We start from the raw sequence: 17,202 nt of genomic DNA, 5'->3' as shown, positions 1-17,202 counted from the left end.
TAAGCCAGCAGGGCCCCCGTAGTTCCGGACAGCTTTACGGGCAGCCGCAGGACTGCCGAACCAGGAGCTTCGTAGGAAAGACGCGGTGCTGTGCGGGCTCGCCGCGGTCTGCCCCGACCAGTGCCCGGACCGCTGCCTCCGCCATGTCGCGCACGGGCTGCTCCACCGTGGTCAGCGTCGGCCAGGAGTATTCGGCGTCCTCCGAACCGTCGAACGAGACCAGCGCTATGTCCCCTGGGACGGAGAGGCCCGCCTCGTGGAGCGCGCGGAGGATGCCAATGGCCTGCATGTCGGAGCTGGCGAAGATGGCAGTGGGCCGGTGCCCCGACGCCAGGAGCCGCCGCCCAGCCGCGTAGCCGCCCACCCGGGTAAAGGCGCTGCGGGCAATGGGGCCTTCCGGCAGCCCGGCGTCCCTGAGTGCCCGCACCCAGCCCTCTTCGCGGGCGTCCGCTTCGTTTCCGGTGGTGGTGCCCATGGCCAGGCCGATGTTGGTGTGGCCATGCCCGATCAAGTGCTCGACGGCAGTGCGGGCACCCTTGGCCAGGTCGACGCCCACCGTGGTGACGCCAGCCGAGCTCCCGCTGTGGCTCAGGAGCACGGACGGGATCTCCGCGGCTTCCAGGTCGGCCAGCTCAGGTTCGAACAGGACACTGGCCAGCACCACGCCGTCCACCTGCCGGGCTGCGAGATTCCGGATGTTCCGGCGCTCCTTGGCCAGGTTGCCATCCGAATTCGTCAGCACCAGGGCGTACCCGAGCGCCCCCGCCGCGTCCTCCACGGCGTGGGCCAGCATCGAGAAGAACGGGTTGCTGTTGTCCGGAATGACCAAACCGATCGTTTCGCTGGAGCCCAGTTTCAGGGCCCGCGCAGCCGCGTTGGGGCGGTAGCCCAGCTGCCGGATGGCTTCCTGGACCTTCGCCTCGGTGGCAGGTGCCACCTTCTTCGGCCCGCCGTTCACCACGTAGCTGACGACGGCGGTGCTCACCCCGGCGTACCGGGCAACATCCTTGCGGGTCACCTGGGTCCGCGGGGCGGGCACTGCCGGAATGGTCATAGTGTCCATGCTAGCTACAGCACGCCTGGAGCGTGGCCGGAGCATCGCCGAAGTCGCGGATGGGGAGGCGTTCGCCGCCCCGCCGGGCGGATTCATGGGCCACGATGCCGGGCAGGGTGAACCTTGCGGCCGTCCATGCGTTGACCGGCGGCAGCGAGCCGGTGTTCACGGCCGTGACAAAGTCGTCCACGAGAAACTGGTGGCTGCCTTCGTGGCCGTTGGGGGCACCGCGGAACTCCTCCGGCAGCCTGTCGCTGTCATGCACCGGCGCCAGCCCGGACACAAAGGCGTCCCGCAGTTCCGGCGCCACATTGGCCAGCGACGGGTCGTCCAGGGGCACGCTGGGCCGTGACTCCATCTGCTCTGAGATGTCGTGGACGTTGGTCTTGTCCTGCCACACCGTCACCTTGGCCAGCTGCTCAAAGCTGGCCTCGGTGCCGAAGAACCGGAACCGGGACTCACGGATGTGCGAGGGGTAGCCCACCCGGCGCATCTCGTTGGTCCGCATGGCACCGCCGTCGTTCAGCTCGAAGAGGGCCGTGGCGTTGGAGAAGTCATTCCCGAACATGCTGATGTCCTTGTCGAACACCCCGTCCCCGCGGTCGTCCTTCACGCCGACGCAGCTGACGCTCACTGCGTGTGCCGGCAGGGCACCGAGGACGCCGCCAATCGCGTGGGTCGGGTACAGCATGGGCGGGTAGCTGGCGGTTTCCTTCCAGCGCTCCCCGCCGCTGTACTGGTAGGCGTCGTAGAAGCCCAGATCCATGTCGTGGACGTAGTCGCCTTCGGAATAGAACACCCGTCCGAACCGGCCGGCCGCGTGCTGCTGGCGCGCATACACGGTGGCCGGGTTGTAGTAGCTGGTCTCACCCATCATGTAGACGTTGCCGGTCTCACGGACGGCGTCGATGATCTTCGCGATCTCGGCCTCGGTGACGGCCATGGGCACGGCCGAGTAGACGTGCTTTCCGGCCAGGAGGGCCCGCTCCACAAGTGGTCCGTGGGTCCACCTCTGCGTGAAGATGGCGACGGCGTCGACGTTGGACGCCAGCAGCTCATCGAAGGTGCCAATGGACCCGGCAAGGCCATGTTGCGCGACTGCCTCGGCCGCCCGGTCCGCCCGCTCGTCAACGACGAAGACCTCGCTGACCCCGGGGTGGAGGTTGAAAAGATGGGCGAACTGGCCGCCGAACTGTCCCACCCCGACTACACCAATTGAAAACGTCATTGTTCCTGCCTTCCTAGGCCTAGGCGGCACCGACGTTCCGGTGCGCACACGTTTGCGCCACAGTCTTACATCCGGATCTACTCGAGTCAACGCATGCAGCGTTGGAGAAATTCGAACCTGCAATCCAGCAAACTTAAACGTTGCGCTCCGATATCTACTCGTGTAGATTGATGCCCGATTGTTAGTTCCATCACACACCCAGGAAGGGTCGATGATGACCACCCTTACTAAGAACCCTGCAGCCAGGAGCGATCAGCGTGCGGTGCGGTCCGGCAGGATCCGCCGAGGCAGCCTCCGGCGGTACGGCGACCTCAAGATCGCCCTCTTCTTCATCGCCCCGGCAATGATCGGCTTCGTCCTCTTCTACGTGGTACCCACCATCCGGGGGATCTACCTGAGCTTCACGGAGTACAACATCCTCGGCGACCCGGAGTGGGTGGGCCTGGACAACTACGCGGCGATCGCCAAAGATCCGCTGTTCTGGAATTCCCTGGCCGTCACAGGGCAGTACGTCCTCATGAACATCGTCCTCCAGACGGCACTGGCCCTCGGCCTGGCCCTCCTGATGGACAGGGTGGCCAAGTCCACCCTGGTCCGCGGCGCCCTGCTCCTGCCCTACCTGATGTCCAACGTCATCGCGGCCCTGCTCTGGTTCTGGATGCTGGACTACCAGATCGGCATCGTGAACCAGTTCATCGAATGGGCCGGCCTCCCCCGCGTCGCATTCTTCGGCAGTGAGGAGTGGGCCATTCCCACCCAGGCACTGATCAACACGTGGCGGCACATGGGCTACACCGCCCTGCTGATCTTCGCCGGCCTCCAGGCCATCCCGCAGCACCTCTACGAGGTGGCCAAACTGGACGGCGCGTCACCGTTCCAGACCTTCCGCAAGATCACCATGCCGCTGCTTCGCCCGGTCCTGGTCCTGGTGCTCGTCGTCACCGTCATCGGTTCCTTCCAGGTCTTCGACACCGTGGCCGTGACCACGCAGGGCGGACCGGTCAACGCCACCCGCGTCATCCAGTACTACATCTACCAGCGCGCCTTCACCGAGTCGGACTTCGGCTACGGATCCGCCATCGCCGTCATCCTCTTCCTCATCCTCGCCCTCGTTGCCTTCATCCAAATGAAGTTCCTCAAGGGCAACGAGTCGGACCTGGACTAAGGAGTCCCGCATGACCACCACCACCAGCCGCGCACCGCAGCCGGCCGCCGCACGCCGCCCGGCAACCCCCCGCCGTCGCCCATTCAACGCCCGCCGCGCGGGCGCCTGGGTCCTGCTGGCCCTCGCCGTCGCCGTCTCTGTGCTCCCGTTCCTCTGGGTGTTCCGCACCGCGCTGTCCACCAACGGAGCGCTGGCCACGCAATCGGCAAGCCTGCTTCCGGCAGACTTCACCGTTGGCGCGTTCATGCGCGTCTTCGGGCTGCAGAGCCCCGCCGACGCCGTCGCGGAGGGCGGTTCCGGTGCCGCGATCGACTTCTGGCTGTACCTGCGCAACTCGATCGTCTTTTCCTCCATCACCACCGCCGGGGCCGTGTTCTTCAGCGCGATGGCTGCCTACGCCTTTGCCCGGCTTCGCTGGAAGGGCCGGAACGCTGTATTCAGCCTGTTCCTGGGCACCATGCTGGTCCCGCCGATCTTCACCGCCCTGCCCAACTTCCTCCTGATCAAGAACCTGGACCTGCTCAACACGATGCTCGGGATGGTCCTGCCGTACGTCTTTATGACTCCCTTCGCCATCTTCTTCCTCCGGCAGTTCTTCCTGAACATGTCCCGTGAAGTCGAGGAGGCAGCCATGCTCGACGGCGCCAAGCACCTGCGCATCTTCTTCCAGATCGTTCTCCCCAACGCAGCAGCACCCATCGCCACCCTTGCCCTGCTGACGTTTATCGGCCAGTGGAACGAGTACTTCTGGCCCCTGCTGGTCGGATCCCAGGACGAGGTACGCGTCCTTCAGGTGGGCCTGGGCGTCTTCAAGTCGCAGTCCCCGCAGGGGGCACCGGACTGGTCCGGCCTCATGGCCGCCACCCTGGTCTCGGCACTGCCTGTCCTGGTCCTCTTCGCCGCCTTCGGCAAAAAGATCGTCAACTCCATCGGATTCTCCGGAATCAAGTAAGCCCCCTCTCCGCCTCCCTTCACTCCCATCCCGAACGGAAAGAAAACAATGAAGAAATCCCTCGGCACCGTCGCCGTCGCCGCAGCCATGGCCCTCTCCCTCTCCGCCTGCGGCGGCTCAGGATCCTCTGCAGAATCGGCCAAGGGCGAGGTCAGCTACTGGCTCTGGGACGCCAACCAGCTTCCCGCGTACCAGCAGTGCGCCGACGACTTCACCAAGGCCAACCCCGACATCAAGGTCAAGATTACCCAGCGCGGGTGGGACGACTACTGGAGCACCCTCACCAACGGATTTGTCGGCGGCACGGCCCCCGACGTCTTCACCAACCACCTCGGGCGCTACGGCGAACTCGCGGAGAACAAGCAGCTGCTGCCCATCGATGACGCCGTCAAGAAGGACAACGTTGACCTGGCCGCCTACAACGAGGGCCTCGCGGACCTGTGGGTGGGCCAGGACGGCAAGCGCTACGGCCTGCCGAAGGACTGGGACACCATCGGGCTCTTCTACAACAAGGCCATGCTCACCAAGGCCGGCATCTCCGAGGACCAGATGAAGAACCTGACCTGGAACCCGCAGGACGGCGGAACGTACGAGAAAGTCATCGCCCACCTGACCGTGGACAAGAGCGGCAAGCGGGGGGACGAAGCAGGTTTCGACAAGAACAACGTTGCCGTCTACGGCCTCGGACTCAACGGCGGCGGCGACTCCTCAGGCCAGACGGAGTGGAGCTACTTCGCCAACACCACAGGCTGGTCCCACACGGACAAGAACCCGTGGGGCACGCACTACAACTACGACGACCCCAAGTTCCAGTCCTCCATCGACTGGTTCGCCGGCCTGGTCAAGAAGGGCTACATGCCCAAGCTCGAGTCCACCGTCGGCGCAGCCATGGCCGATACCTTCGCTGCCGGCAAGTCAGCCATCAATGCCCACGGCTCATGGATGATCGGCCAGTACACGGGCTACAAGGGCATCGAGGTGGGCATCGCCCCGACTCCGACGGGACCGGAGGGCAAGCGCGCGTCGATGTTCAACGGCCTGGCCGACTCGATCTGGGCAGGAACCAAGAAGAAGGATGCAGCCATCAAGTGGGTGGAATACCTCGCCTCGGCACCGTGCCAGGACGTCGTTGCGTCCAAGGCTGTAGTCTTCCCGGCCCTCAAGGCCTCCTCCGACAAGGCCTCTGCAGCGTTCAAGGCCAAGGGCGTTGACGTCACAGCCTTCACCGAGCAGGTGAAGAACAAGACCACGTTCCTGTACCCCATCACTGACAACACCGCCAAGGTCAAGGGCATCATGGAACCCGCGATGGACGCCGTGGTATCCGGCAAGCAGCCCGCCAGTTCGCTGACCGAAGCCAACAACCAGGTCAACGCCCTCTTCAAGTAGGGCGGCAACTGGGCGAAAATCAAAGTCCAGGCATCCACACAGCACCACACCTGCGGGGCCGGAAACCGCACGTACCGCGCCGGCCCCGCAGCACCCCACATACCTATCTGCTCATCACGAAAGAGACTCACCTATGGATCCCCTGCACCTCCGTTCCGCCGGCACCAGCCTGGCGATCAGCTTCGACAGCGGGGAGGCCGAGGTCATCCACTGGGGTGCCGATCTTGGCAGCGAACTCCCGGACCTGTCCATCCTCACGGAGGCGATCCCCAACTCAGCTGTCGACGCCACCGTCTCGGCGGGACTGCTCCCCCAGGCGTCCTCCAGCTGGCGCGGGCGGCCGGGCCTGCGCGGGCACCGGATTGCCGACGACGCCTCCGGACTCGACTTCTCCGTTCGACTGCGCGCCGTGCGCGCCACAGTCAACGGCCGCTCCGCCGCCATCGTCCAGCAGGACGCCGACGCCGGCATCACCGTGGAATCCACGCTCACCCTGCACGACGGCGGCCTGCTGGAACTGCAGCACACCGTCTCGAACACCGGAACCACGCCGTTCCAGCTCGACGAACTGGCCGCCGTTCTCCCGGTGGCTCCGGACGCCGTCGAACTCCTCGACCTGACCGGGCGCTGGTGCCGGGAGCGGCACCCGCAGCGCCGCCCCATCCAGCAGGGCACCTGGGTGCGGACCGGCCGGCACGGCCGCACCGGACACGACTCCTCGCTGCTGTTCGCGGCCGGCACCGCCGGCTTCGGCAACCGGCACGGCCGGGTCTGGGCCACCCACCTGGCCTGGAGCGGCAACCACGAACAGTTCGCGGACACCCTCGCGGACGGGCGCACCATGATCGGCGGCTCGGAACTGCTGGGCCCCGCCGAGGTGGTTCTCGGGCCCGGCGCCAGCTACACCACGCCCAAGCTCTTCGCCGCCTACTCCGACCGCGGACTGGACGGCATCAGCGAGGCGTTTTACAGCTGGTTCCGCTCGCGCCCGCACCACGTGCTCCCGGCCGCGGGCGGCGGAAAGCCGCGCCCCGTGGTGCTCAACACCTGGGAGGCCGTCTACTTCGACCACAACCTGGACACCCTGATCGAACTCGCGGACTCGGCCGCCGACCTCGGCGTGGAGCGATTCGTCCTCGACGACGGCTGGTTCCGCGGCCGCCGCGACGACACGGCCGGCCTGGGCGACTGGTTCGTGGACGAGACGCTCTGGCCGGACGGCCTGACGCCGCTCATCGACGCCGTTACGTCCCGGGGCATGGAGTTCGGCCTGTGGGTGGAACCCGAGATGATCAACCTCAACTCGGACGTGGCCCGCGCGCACCCGGACTGGATCGTGGGACCGGCCGCCGCCTCGCACAAGGACGGCGGACGCCTGCCGCTGGCCTGGCGGAACCAGCACGTCATCGACCTGGTGAACCCGGAGGCATGGGAGTACATCTTTGACCGGATAGACGCCCTCCTGCGCGAAAACAACATCAGCTACCTGAAGTGGGACCAGAACCGGGACCTCACCGAACACGGGCACGCCGGACGCTCCTCCGTGCACGAGCAGACCCTCGCCGCCTACCGCCTGTTCGATGAGCTCCGGAAGGCCCATCCCGGCGTCGAAATTGAAAGCTGCTCCTCGGGCGGGGCGCGTGTGGACCTCGGCATCCTCGACCGCACGGACCGCATCTGGGGTTCGGACTGCAACGACGCCCTGGAGCGGCAGACCATCCAGCGGTGGACCGGCGTCGTGGTTCCGCCCGAACTGGTGGGCGGCCATATCGGCCCCACCACCTCGCACACCACCGCCCGCACCCACGACCTGTCCTTCCGTGCCATCACCGCCCTGTTCGGTCACTTCGGGATGGAATGGGATGTCCGGGAGGTCCAGGGCGAGCAGCGTCAGGAGCTCAAGCGCTTCATCGAGCTGTACAAGGAGCACCGCGGGCTCATCCACAGCGGCCGGATGGTCCGGGCCGACGTGCCCGACGACTCGCTCATGCTCCACGGCGTGGTGGCCGTTTCCGCTGCTCGTTCCGGTTCCGGCTCAGGTTCCGTTGCTGCGGGAACGACGGCGGCCCTGTTCGCCCTGGTGAGCACGCGCACGTCGTTCGCCGAGCAGCTGGGACGGGTCGCCCTGCCCGGGCTCGAGGCGGATTGCCGCTACCGGGTGGAGGCCATCTTCCCGGCCCCGGTGGACGCCGATTACGGCCACACCTTCACCCAGGTCCAGCCGCCGGCATGGCTGGCTTCCGGCGCGGAGGCCAGCGGCCGCTTCCTGGCCGAGGTGGGGCTCCCGATGCCCAGCCTCAACCCGGAGCACGCGCTGGTCCTGAAGGTCACGGCCATCTGAGCGGAGCTGCTCTCTCTGAGCTGCGCGGCCCGCGGGCGCTGCCTCCCGCCGTCGTTCTCCGTCCCGCCCATCCCCGTCCCGCACCGCCGGCCCTCCAGCCGGCGGTGCGGGACGCCTCAGTATTCCGTAACGAAAGCCTCGCCCTCGGAGCCCGGCAACCCGACGCGATAGATTTGCAGGCATGACTGAAGCCCCCTCCGCCACCGAAGCCGGCCGCGGCACCATCCTCGTCCTCAACGGCCCCAACCTGAACCTCCTCGGCACCCGCGAGCCGGAAAAGTACGGCACAGCCACGCTGGCCGACGTCGAGCAGCTCGCCAAGGACACCGCCGCCGCGCACGGGCTCGACGTCGAGTGCTTCCAGTCCAACCATGAGGGTGCGCTGGTGGACGCCATCCACGCCGCCCGCGGCAAGGCCATCGGCATCGTGCTGAACGCCGGGGCCTACACCCACACCTCGGTGGCCATCCGGGACGCCATCTCCGCGGTCCAGGTCCCCGCAGTGGAAGTCCACATCACCAACGTGCACGCCCGCGAGGAATTCCGCCACCACTCTTACCTCTCCGACATCAGCAAGGCCGTGATCGCCGGTGCCGGGGTTCTGGGCTACCGGTTCGCCGTGGAGTACCTCGCCGACCTGAATGCCGGCAAGGCCTGACCATGCCGGCGGCGGCCCTCGGCACCGCAGAGTGGTACCGGCATTTCGGCACGGTTGATGCCCCCGGTTCCTCGCCCTGCTACGCCGACTGGTCGCTGCACATCGCCGAGGATCCCGGGCTGATCGCCCGGATCGACCGCTGGCCATACAACAAGCGCCAGCCCCTGCTGATGCTGGCCGCCGCCCGTTTCCTCGGCGCCGGGGTCTCCCCGTACCCGGAGTTCCGGGCCTTCCTGGACGAGCACTGGGCCGAGATCTCGCGCACCGTCATGTCCCGCGCCACCCAGACAAACGAGGTGGGCCGCTGCGCAACCCTGCTTCCGTCGCTCGCGGCCATCGCGGCCGCCGAGGGCCGGCCGCTTGCGCTGATCGAGGTGGGCGCTTCCGCCGGCCTTGCCCTGTTCCCGGACCGCTACAGCTACGAGTTCGACGACGGCGCGACCGTCACCCGGCTGGGTCCCGGCACTTCCGGCCTGCCGTCAGCCCGTTCCGGCCTACCGCCAGCCGGTTCCGGCCTACCGCCAGCCGGTTCCGGCCATCGACCGGAGCCCCCCGTCCTGCGCTGCAGGACAGCGGGCCCGGTTCCCCTGCCGGACAGCTTGCCTTCTGTGGTGTGGCGGGCCGGGATCGACCTTAATCCCTTGGACGTACGGAATCCCGACGACGTCGCGTGGCTTGAAGCGCTGATCTGGCCGGAGCAGGAGTTCCGCCGGGACCGGCTGCGCCGGGCCATTGCCGTTGCGCGCCACGATCCGCCTTTACTCGTAGCCGGCGACCTCAACGAACAGCTGCTGTCACTGGCCGGCCAGGCCCCTCCCGACGCCGCGTTGGTGGTGTTTCACAGTGCCGTCATGGGTTACGTCAGCGCTGGGGGGCGCTCCAGGTTCCGGGCCAGCATGCAGAGCCTGGCGCGGGACCGGGGTTGCCACTGGCTGTCCAACGAGGGCGAGACCGTGATCATCCAGGAGGACGGCTCGGTGGTTGTCCCGGAGATGGATCCCGCTCGGCTCCGCGGCAACTTCCTGCTGCTGCACAACGGCCAGCCGGTGGCCATAACCGGCCCGCACGGCCAGAGCCTGGACTGGCTGTAACCGGCTGATCCTTTCGCTGGATGCCCATTGCCAGTCGCCGCTACCGCTGGATGCCGCTACTGCTGGATGCACTGTCCCGACGACACGGGGCTGGACAGGCTCGGCGCCTCTGCGGCCACGGGCCGGAGGTCGATCATCGGAATCGCGAACCCCAGGGCGGCGTTGGATGTTGTCTTTGCGAAGATGACGCCTGCCACCTCTCCATTGGTGGTGAGCAGCGGCCCGCCGGAGTTGCCGGGCTGGACGTCGCCGGCAAGCTTGTACACCTCGTCCGGAACCGGGTTGTTGCCATAGATGTCCGGCACCAGCACTGTGGAAATGCCCTGCACAGTGGCCGGCTTGGACTGGTAGGGGCCGCCGTGCGGATAGCCGGCAAATGCGGCGGCGGTTCCCGCGGGCAGGTCAGAGCTCAGCGGCAGCGCCTCAGTGGGCAGTCCGTCCACGGCCAGGACTGCGAGGTCGCGCTTGCTGTCGAAGTACACCACCCTGCCGGGCATGGCACCGCCTCCGGGGACCTCCACAACAGGCTGCGACACCCCCGCAACGACGTGCGCGTTGGTCACCACGCGTCCGGATGACACCACGAAGCCTGTTCCGGTCTGGTTCTGCCCGCACTGGAACGCGGTCCCCGCGATCTTCAGGACCGAACCGGCTGCCCTGTTCAGGGCCGGTGTGTCCGTGCTGGCGTCCGGAACGGGAACCTGCTGCTGGTCCTGGCCAATGCCCTCAATGAGCGTGGGGATGCCGTCGCCCATAACCGCGGAGCGCAGCTGCGCCATCGCGGATTTGACCGGGTTGGGCGTCAGTCCGTCTATGAAACGGATCACCTTGGACTCGGCCAGCTGCTGCGAAACGAAGGGCACACCAAGTGCGCTGATACTGAATGCCAGCATGGACATGACCAACGCGGACACGACCAGATTGACGGCCCCGCCAATGAGTCTGTCCATAGCCCGCAGCGGCCGCATGCGAACGGCGCTGCGGATACTGCGCCCGATCATGGTTCCGAGCGCGTTGCCGAGGACCACCAGAAGGACGGCTGTGCCGATGATGGCGGTCAGGCGCCACCCACTGTCCTCAACGAAGTCACTGACCAGCGGAACGGAGAGGAATGCGGCCACGGCGCCCGCCGTGAAGCCGGCCAGGCCACCGACGGTCACCAGGAAGCCGTTGCGCAGGCCGTAGATCAGATAGGACAAAAGCGTGAGTATCAACGCAAGGTCCAGAACGGTCAGGCCAAACACCGGGTCTCCTCACAAGCAGCTAAGCCCCGATTCTACTGGCGAAGTCTGACAAATTGCCGTGGATGCACGGCGCCTGCGCTGGTCTCGCGGCGTCTTTTAGGGCGTTTCAGCTGCCAAGTACGTCACAGAACGTTGAAAATTCTGAAACAATGGCACAAGCGCCCCAGACGACACTTTTACACAGGAGAATTCATGGACATCGAGGTATTGCGACGCGCACCCCTTTTCGCCACGCTGGACGACGACGCGTTCCGCCTGCTGACGGACGAACTGACCGAAGTCGACCTGTCCCGCGGCGCATCCGTCTTCCGCGAGGGCGACCAGGGTGACCAGCTCTACTTCATCGTCTCCGGCAAGGTGAAGCTCGGCCGCACCTCCCCCGACGGCCGCGAATCCCTGCTGGCCATCCTCGGCCCGGGTGAGCTCTTCGGCGAGATGGCCCTGTTCGACCCGAGTCCGCGCACCGCCACGGCCACCGCCGTCTCGGAGACCCGCCTGGCCGGCCTCAAGAACGAGAGCCTGAACTCCCTGCTGCGGACCCGTCCCGAGGTCTCGGCCCAGCTGCTGCAGGCGCTGGCCCGCCGCCTCCGCCGCACCAACGACTCTCTCTCCGACCTGGTCTTCTCCGACGTGCCCGGCCGCGTGGCCAAGGCCCTCCTGGACCTCGCCGACCGCTTCGGCCGCCCCGCAACCGACGGCGTTCTCGTGGCACACGAGCTCACCCAGGAAGAGCTGGCCCAGCTCGTCGGCGCGTCCCGCGAAACCGTCAACAAGGCACTGGCCGAGTTTGTCCAGCGCGGTTGGCTGCGACTCGAAGCCCGCGCCGTCGTGATTTTGGACATGCAGCGCCTCCGCCAGCGCTCCCGCTAAGTCTCACTAGCAGCAAAAGCCGCCCCTGCTCGTTCGGGGCGGCTTTTGGTTTTAACTCACTCACCGTCAGGAGAAAGGCGACGGGACCTGAGGGAGCGTCGGGAGAAAGGCGGCAAGATCTGAGGACGCGTTGGGGAGAATCCGGCAGGACCAGAGGAAGCGTCGGGAGAAAGGCGACAAGATCTGAGGATGCGTTGGTTCGCTAACGGCCGCCGCCCGGCGGACGGAACCGGAAGGGAAGCGGCTTAGCGCTCGCGCTGGGGCTCGCCCGCGACGGTTTTGGCTGCCTCTACTTCGAGCATGAGTGTCCCGTTTTCGTCGACCAGCTTGGGCTGGTACACGTGCGGGGTGCGCTTGTAGCTGAGGTACGCGATGCAGCCGTTGGCTTTGGCCATCTTCTCCAGCATGATTTCGGAGCCGGGGACCATGAGCTGGCCGAGGGTAAGGCCGACGGTGTTCTCCTGGCCCACCTCGTCACCCAGTACGGTCGTGTCACGCTCGGCGATCGCCTTGGTGGCGCACACCCACCGGCCCCAGACGCCTTTGCTCTCCAGGATGGAGGGCTGCTGGTTCATGGGGACGGTGGCGGCGAAATACCGGGTGTTGAAGCGCCGGTGCGCGAAGTCCGGGCTCAGCCAGTTCACGAGCGGCTTGAGCAGGTCGGTGCGCAGGGACAGGCCGCGCTTGGCCAGCTCCGCGGTGAACGACTTCTCCTGCGACGCAACCGCTTCGCGGGCCTTCATCCAGTCCACCGTGGACGTTGCCTCCACGGTGGAGGACAGGTCCGGGCCTGCCAGCAGCACGCCGGTCTCCTCGAACAGCTCACGGACTGCACCCACCACGTGGCGGCGGGCCAGGCCGACGTCGTCCGTTCCCATTTGCTCAGCCCAATGCTGGGGCGAGGGCCCCAGCCAGCCCACGGCGTCGTCGTCGGAAGCGTCCAAGGAGCCGCCCGGGAAGGCGAGGACGCCCAGTGGCGACGAGCCGGGACGGTACCCGAGCCAGGTTTCCAGGCCGGTGGGCGAATCCCGGAGGAGTACCACGGAGGACGCGAAACGCGGTTTGCGCGGAGTCCGTTCGCCGTGTTCGAGCCAGCTTTGTGCCGCCCCTTCAAGGTCGGGGGGAAGAACAAAGAGCCGGCGTGCTAGTTGGGGCAAAGGAACCTACTGCTCCTAGCTGAATTCGGCGATCAGTTCGACTTCCACGGGAGAGTCGAGCGGCAGGACTGAAACGCCGACGGCGGAACGGGCGTGCTGGCCCGCGTCACCGAAGACCCGGCCCAGGAGCTCGGAGGCGCCGTTGATGACACCGGGCTGGCCGGTGAAGGACGGGTCGGAGGAGACGAAGCCCACTACCTTGACGATGCGCGTGATGCGGTCGAGGTCGCCGATGACGCTCTTCACGGCGGCCAGGGCGTTCACGGCACAGACGGCGGCGTATGCCTTGGCGTCTTCCGGGGACACAGTCGGTTCGTCCGAGGCGCCCTCGGTGCCGGCGGACACCTTGCCCGTAGCTTCGAGTTTGCCGTTAATAAACGGCAGCTGTCCGGAGGTGTAGACGTGGTTGCCGGAGACGACCGCCGGCACGTAGGCGGCGACGGGGGCGGCAACTTCCGGGAGGGTCAGTCCGAGCTCGGAAAGACGCTGTTCGACGGCGGACGACGGCGTCAGATCAGCGCTGGAAGCGGTTTCCTGGGGGGTGGTCATGCTACTGCTTCTCCCTCTTAAGGTAGGCGACAAGGCCGTTGCCGTCGGGTCCCGGGACTACCTGGACAAGCTCCCAGCCGTCGTCTCCCCACTGGTCCAGAATCTGCTTCGTGGCGTGGATGATGAGCGGAATCGTGGCGTACTCCCATTTGGTCATGAAATAAAGCCTAATCGTTGCCGGTAAACTGGAGAACATGGCGACTCGTAAGAACCCCATATTCGACACGGCCACCACCCTCGGAAAGATTTTTGGTTTCCTTGGCGTGAGCGCTATTTGTGGTGTCCTCGTGGCCGGCCTGCTGGTTCCCGCAGCCGCCGTCTCGGGCAGCACAGCCAGCGGCTCGATCGAATTCTTTGACACCCTGCCCGCTGAACTCCAGGTGGACCCGCCCAGCCAGTCCACCAAGGTCCTGGCCGCCGACGGGAGCCTGATCGCCAACCTGTACGCGGAAAACCGCACCCGCGTTCCGCTGGACCAGATCTCCCCGTACATGAAGGACGCGGTGATCGCCATTGAGGACAGCCGGTTCTACGAGCACGGCGGCGTGGACACCACAGGCATCCTCCGCGCCCTGGTCAGCACGGCGCGGGGCAACAAACAGGGTGCCTCCACCATCACGCAGCAGTACGTCAACAACGTCCTCAACGCCAACCTTGAAGCCGAAGGCAACTCCGACGCGATTAAGCTCAACGGCGTTAACAAGGGCGTGGGCGACAAGCTCCGCGAAATGAAGCTCGCGATTGCTTTGGAGAAGAAATTCAGCAAGGAGCAGATCCTTGAGGGCTACCTGAACATCGTCTTCTTCAACCGTGACGCGTACGGTATCGAGGCCGCCTCCAAGTTCTTCTTCAGCACCACCGCGAAGAACCTCACGCTCCCCCAGGCCGCACTGCTTGCCGGCTTGGTCAACAGCCCTTCGGCCTTTGATCCGATCACCAATCCGGATAACGCCAAGAAGCGCAGGGACCTGGTGCTGAGTGCAATGCTCACGCACCGCAAGATCACCAAGGCCCAGTACACCGCCGCCGTTGCCACCCCTGTGGCGCCGAAGGTGACCCCGGCACGGCAGGGCTGCGCCTACTCGCCCACCGCCCCGTACTTCTGCGACTACGTCCTGCACCTCCTGCTCAACAACCCGGCCTACGGGGCGGACGCCACCGAACGCGAGAAGAAGGTGTTCCGCGGCGGCCTGACCATCAAGACCACCCTGGACCCGAAGGCGCAGAAGGCCGCGCAGGACCAGGTGAACGCCGCTGCCGGATCGAACCCGGACAAGTGGGGTGCCGCGATGGTTTCCGTTGAACCGGGCACCGGCAAGATCACCAACATGGCCCAGAACACTTCCTGGTTTGGAGGCAAGGGCAAATTCGATTCCCAGATCAACTTCAGCGTTGACCAGTACGACGAGCAGGGCAACGACCTCAACGGCCTCGGCGGCGCGCAGCCCGGCTCCACGATGAAGCCGTTCACGTTTGCCGAGTGGCTGAACGAGGGCAAGTCGATGAACACCATCGTCAATGCCTCCCAGCGCCGCTACCCGCAGGATTTCCCGTGGACGAACACCTGCGAAACCCCCACCGTGGGCTGGTATGACAGCACCAACGGCACCGAGGACCTGCAGAACGCCGAAGATGGCTACTACCGGCCCATGACCGTGCTGGACGGCCTGAAGAACTCCATCAACACCGCAACGTTCGCCTCGGCCTCGCAGGTTGACCTGTGCGGCATCCAGAAGGTTGTGGACGCTGTCGGACTGCACGAAGGCCTGCCGACCCGCGACAAGGAAACCAACGCGGTGGTGGATCCGAACCCGAAGATCACCATGACCACCATCGGCAACCTGCTGGGCTCCCGGCAGACGGCCCCGCTGACCATGGCCACGGCCTTTGCCACGTTCGCGAATGACGGCAAGTACTGCGCCCCGATCGCCATCACGTCGGTGACCGACCAGACCGGCGCCCAGCTGCCGGCGCAGACCCCTGCCTGCCGGGACGCCCTCAAGCCCGAGGTGGCGCGTGGCGTGAACTACGCGCTGCAGAAGGTACTCAACGAGGGATCCGGTTCACTCATCCAGCCCAGGATCTCCACCGAGACCAACTTCCCGATCGCTGCCAAGACCGGTACGTCCAACAACAACGGCTCCACCTGGGTCGTCGGCCACACCATGGGCCTCGCGACGGCGGCCTGGTTCGGCGATCCGCTCGGATCCCAGCAACGAGCCGGCCAGAACGTGACGGTCAACGGCAAGTTCTACACCGGCATCGACGGTTACATGATCGCCGGGCCAATGTTCTCCAACTTCATGTCCCAGATCGCGCCCGGCTACGGCACCGACCCCTTCCCGGAACCGCCGTCGAACCTGCTCTACGGCACCCCGCAGTTCGTGCCCACGGTCCCGAACATTCCGAACATCCCGCCCCAGGGCGGAAACACCGGCGGAAACACGGACACTGGCAACAGCGGTGGTAACACCGGGAGCACGGGCAACAACAACGACAACAAAAGCAATGGAAACGGCAACAGCAACAAGGGGAACGGCTGACCGTGACTGACCTTTCACAGGTGGCAAGCCGCGTCCGTAGCATCGGGCGCGGCTTTGCCGTCACCGCCGGCGCCGGGACCGCGGCCGCCCTCGCCGCCACGGCCTACGGGCTCTGGGAAAAGAACCAGTTCGTCCTCCGCCAGGAGACCGTCCCGATCCTTCCTGCGGGCAGGGCCCCATTCCGGATCCTGCACCTGAGCGACATCCACTTCGTGCCGGGCCAGAAGGCCAAGGCGGAGTGGCTGCAGTCGCTCGCGGCGCTCAGGCCCGATCTTGTGGTGAACACGGGTGACAACCTCAGCCACGCCAAGGCCGTGGATCCGCTGCTCAACGCGCTGGCACCGCTCATGGAGTTCCCGGGGGTGTTTGTTCCGGGCTCCAATGACTATTACGCGCCGAAGCTGAAAAACCCCGCCCGCTACCTGCTGGGCCCCTCCAAGGCAGCACCCGACCGGGAGGAACTTGACTGGCCCCGCCTGCGGTCCGGCTTCGGAATGGGCGGCTGGATCGACCTGACCAACCGGCACCAGTCCATCGTCCTCAACGGCATGCGGTTCGATTTCTCGGGCGTGGATGATCCGCACCTCAACCGCGAACGGTACGCCGGCTGGCCCCGCGGCACCCGAGGCCAGAACGCCAAGGACCACCTGCGCGTCGCCGTCATCCATGCCCCCTACCAGCGGGTCCTGGACCACTTCACCGAGGACGGCGCGGACCTTCTCCTGGCCGGCCACACGCATGGCGGCCAGCTGTGCATCCCGGGGTACGGCGCCGTCGTCGCGAACTGCGACATCCCCACCTGGCGGGCCAAGGGCCTCAACGGCTGGAGCAGCAACGGGCGTACGACGCCGGTCAACGTCTCAGGCGGAATCGGCACCTCGCGCTTTGCGCCGGTCCGTATCGCCTGCAAGCCCGAGGCCGTCCTGCTGACGCTCACGCCGCGCGCCTGACGAGCAACCTG

At 66.3% G+C, this 17,202-nt stretch carries 15 protein-coding genes; 9 read left to right on the top strand and 6 right to left on the bottom strand.

Annotated elements, in window-relative coordinates:
- Positions 1 to 34 precede the first annotated feature (34 nt).
- Positions 35 to 1,054 (bottom strand): LacI family DNA-binding transcriptional regulator, encoded by a 1,020-nt coding sequence (locus CXZ05_RS05505; RefSeq protein WP_102971623.1) that lies wholly within the window; start codon positions 1,052 to 1,054, stop codon positions 35 to 37.
- Between the two features lie 10 nt (positions 1,055 to 1,064).
- On the bottom strand, positions 1,065 to 2,282 hold the full coding sequence (locus tag CXZ05_RS05500) for a Gfo/Idh/MocA family protein (RefSeq protein ID WP_102971622.1): 1,218 nt from the start codon (positions 2,280 to 2,282) through the stop codon (positions 1,065 to 1,067).
- Between the two features lie 214 nt (positions 2,283 to 2,496).
- Between CXZ05_RS05500 and CXZ05_RS05495 the strand changes: the two genes are divergently transcribed.
- The 6 genes from CXZ05_RS05495 to CXZ05_RS05470 all read left to right on the top strand — a co-directional run bounded on the left by CXZ05_RS05495 (position 2,497) and on the right by CXZ05_RS05470 (position 9,878).
- A complete protein-coding gene (locus CXZ05_RS05495) occupies positions 2,497 to 3,447 on the top strand; it encodes a carbohydrate ABC transporter permease (RefSeq protein ID WP_102971894.1) in 951 nt (316 codons plus the stop codon).
- 10 nt (positions 3,448 to 3,457) lie between these two features.
- Positions 3,458 to 4,399 carry a carbohydrate ABC transporter permease gene (locus CXZ05_RS05490; RefSeq protein WP_102971621.1) on the top strand — a complete coding sequence of 314 codons (942 nt, stop codon included), beginning with the start codon at positions 3,458 to 3,460 and terminating at the stop codon, positions 4,397 to 4,399.
- 48 nt (positions 4,400 to 4,447) lie between these two features.
- A complete protein-coding gene (locus tag CXZ05_RS05485; RefSeq protein ID WP_102971620.1) occupies positions 4,448 to 5,788 on the top strand; it encodes a sugar ABC transporter substrate-binding protein in 1,341 nt (446 codons plus the stop codon).
- 133 nt (positions 5,789 to 5,921) lie between these two features.
- On the top strand, positions 5,922 to 8,129 hold the full coding sequence (locus tag CXZ05_RS05480; protein ID WP_102971619.1) for an alpha-galactosidase: 2,208 nt from the start codon (positions 5,922 to 5,924) through the stop codon (positions 8,127 to 8,129).
- Between the two features lie 181 nt (positions 8,130 to 8,310).
- Complete coding sequence (aroQ, locus tag CXZ05_RS05475; RefSeq protein WP_102971618.1) at positions 8,311 to 8,787, top strand: type II 3-dehydroquinate dehydratase; 477 nt, start codon at positions 8,311 to 8,313, stop codon at positions 8,785 to 8,787.
- A gap of 2 nt (positions 8,788 to 8,789) precedes the next feature.
- Positions 8,790 to 9,878 (top strand): DUF2332 domain-containing protein, encoded by a 1,089-nt coding sequence (locus CXZ05_RS05470; RefSeq protein ID WP_102971617.1) that lies wholly within the window; start codon positions 8,790 to 8,792, stop codon positions 9,876 to 9,878.
- Positions 9,879 to 9,934: 56 nt separating this feature from the next.
- On the opposite strand, the gene CXZ05_RS05465 is transcribed toward CXZ05_RS05470, so the two are convergent.
- Entirely contained in the window at positions 9,935 to 11,122 is a 1,188-nt protein-coding gene (locus CXZ05_RS05465) for a MarP family serine protease (RefSeq protein WP_102971616.1), read from the bottom strand.
- Between the two features lie 192 nt (positions 11,123 to 11,314).
- Between CXZ05_RS05465 and CXZ05_RS05460 the strand changes: the two genes are divergently transcribed.
- Complete coding sequence (locus CXZ05_RS05460; protein WP_003797871.1) at positions 11,315 to 11,992, top strand: Crp/Fnr family transcriptional regulator; 678 nt, start codon at positions 11,315 to 11,317, stop codon at positions 11,990 to 11,992.
- Positions 11,993 to 12,237: 245 nt separating this feature from the next.
- Here the strand turns inward: CXZ05_RS05460 and CXZ05_RS05455 are convergent, their stop codons facing one another.
- From CXZ05_RS05455 to CXZ05_RS05445, 3 genes are read right to left on the bottom strand one after another with little or no spacing between them, the layout of a single operon-like run.
- Positions 12,238 to 13,149 carry an NUDIX hydrolase gene (locus CXZ05_RS05455; RefSeq protein ID WP_102971615.1) on the bottom strand — a complete coding sequence of 304 codons (912 nt, stop codon included), beginning with the start codon at positions 13,147 to 13,149 and terminating at the stop codon, positions 12,238 to 12,240.
- A 15-nt stretch (positions 13,150 to 13,164) separates the two neighbouring features.
- Complete coding sequence (locus CXZ05_RS05450) at positions 13,165 to 13,698, bottom strand: RidA family protein (protein WP_102971614.1); 534 nt, start codon at positions 13,696 to 13,698, stop codon at positions 13,165 to 13,167.
- A 1-nt stretch (position 13,699) separates the two neighbouring features.
- Positions 13,700 to 13,855: a DUF4177 domain-containing protein gene (locus CXZ05_RS05445; RefSeq protein WP_003797879.1), complete on the bottom strand. Its 156-nt coding sequence runs from the start codon at positions 13,853 to 13,855 to the stop codon at positions 13,700 to 13,702.
- A 37-nt stretch (positions 13,856 to 13,892) separates the two neighbouring features.
- On the opposite strand from CXZ05_RS05445, the gene CXZ05_RS05440 reads away from it, so the two are divergent.
- Both CXZ05_RS05440 and CXZ05_RS05435 read left to right on the top strand, forming a co-directional pair.
- Positions 13,893 to 16,241 carry a transglycosylase domain-containing protein gene (locus CXZ05_RS05440; RefSeq protein WP_102971613.1) on the top strand — a complete coding sequence of 783 codons (2,349 nt, stop codon included), beginning with the start codon at positions 13,893 to 13,895 and terminating at the stop codon, positions 16,239 to 16,241.
- A gap of 2 nt (positions 16,242 to 16,243) precedes the next feature.
- Positions 16,244 to 17,191 carry a metallophosphoesterase gene (locus CXZ05_RS05435; RefSeq protein WP_102971612.1) on the top strand — a complete coding sequence of 316 codons (948 nt, stop codon included), beginning with the start codon at positions 16,244 to 16,246 and terminating at the stop codon, positions 17,189 to 17,191.
- The last annotated feature ends 11 nt before the right edge of the window (positions 17,192 to 17,202 follow it).

It is taken from the genome of Arthrobacter sp. AFG20, assembly GCF_002892795.1.
Classification (GTDB): domain Bacteria; phylum Actinomycetota; class Actinomycetes; order Actinomycetales; family Micrococcaceae; genus Arthrobacter.
The sequence above is the reverse complement of the archived record's forward strand: the minus strand, read 5'-3'. Positions and strand labels throughout refer to the sequence as shown.